Here is a 1,227-nt window from a genome sequence, read left to right on the forward strand (position 1 = left end):
AACATTATAGCGGATGATTCATGTAAGTGGAAGGTATCTTTTGGATGCCTTCCTTTTTCTATTTTTTACCGCCTACTAAAATTATACACTAAGTAGGTATGCTTAATTCTATGAATAATTTAGCACAATCCCTCACAGCTATTTTAAATCCCGATTATTTATAAGGCTATTTAATGAATTTAACACTTCGTGAGCCATTTTATCCAAGCAATCGCCTTTATCCATCGATACATCTGGGTATATGCTTTTGCCTATCGTTACAGAAATCCTTCCTGCATGTGGAAGATACTCTCCCATAGGCAATACAACATCAGTTCCATTTATGCCTACAGGCACAATAGGACATCCTGTTTTGCATGAGAGATACATTGCACCTTTGTAAATTTTTATTACACTTTTGTCAAGTGATATTCCTCCCTCTGGAAACAAAGCGATGGATCTCCCATCATCAAGCATCTTGATAGCTTTCTTTAACGCACTTACATCTGCGGAATTTTTTTTGATAGGTATTGTTTCTAATGCATTTAAAATCAAACTCAAAATAGGCATCCTATATAAATCCTTGCTGGCTATGAAAAAAACTCTCCTATCGATAGCGTCCATAAGTGCTATTGGATCTAAGATACTTTTGTGATTAGCCACAAATATGCAGGGTTCATCCGGCAAATTGCCCAACAAATTTACGTTAAATCCAAAAAATAAGGACATAACCGCTAAAGTAATGGCCTTAATAAAATAGTACAACACCATTCATATCACCTATAACTATAATAGATAAAAAAGCAAAAAAAGTTCTTTAAAAATGAAACCTCCACAATGGGAGGTTTATCTTACCACAAGCTGAGAAGATATAAATTCTTTGCCTCTTTCGTATGCTTCTATATTTAAAGGTATGAGATTTTCTTTGCCTTCAAAAACCTTGTTGAAGGCACTTTTAATAGCAGCCTCGCTGATCATGTTTTTTAAACCAATCAAAGCCCCAATCATGATTGAATTGGCCACTTTGAGATTCCCAAGTTGATTTGCAATATCGTTTGTAGGAATTCTGTATACTTCAATATCCTTTCTTTTATGTTCTATAGTAATCAATGAGCTATTTATAAGCAGCAATCCACCTTTTACAATATCTTGCTCATACTTTTCTAAAGAAGGCCTATTCATTGCAACAACTACAGTTGCCTCGTTTATTATGGGGGAGCCTACTGGTTCATCAGATATGGTAACATG

Annotated in this window: 2 protein-coding genes; both read right to left on the reverse strand. The window is 34.9% G+C overall.

All coding sequences use genetic code 11. From position 1 onward, the window contains the following. Positions 1–138: 138 nt before the first annotated feature. Positions 139–708, reverse strand: coding sequence for a lysophospholipid acyltransferase family protein (locus HNR52_RS12210; protein WP_268257775.1), 570 nt, complete (start codon positions 706–708; stop codon positions 139–141). A 117-nt stretch (positions 709–825) separates the two neighbouring features. After that, positions 826–1,227 (reverse strand): 2-oxoacid:ferredoxin oxidoreductase subunit gamma family protein (locus HNR52_RS12215; RefSeq protein ID WP_435620740.1); only part of this gene is annotated, 402 nt, incomplete at its 5' end.

Source organism: Thermoanaerobacterium thermosulfurigenes (assembly GCF_051201035.1).
In the GTDB taxonomy this organism is placed as follows: domain Bacteria; phylum Bacillota; class Thermoanaerobacteria; order Thermoanaerobacterales; family Thermoanaerobacteraceae; genus Thermoanaerobacterium; species Thermoanaerobacterium thermosulfurigenes.

Excerpts from the sequence above, each read along its gene's own strand:
- HNR52_RS12210 (WP_268257775.1), bottom strand. The coding sequence starts at position 708 with ATGTCCTTATTTTTTGGATTTAACGTAAATTTGTTGGGCAATTTGCCG.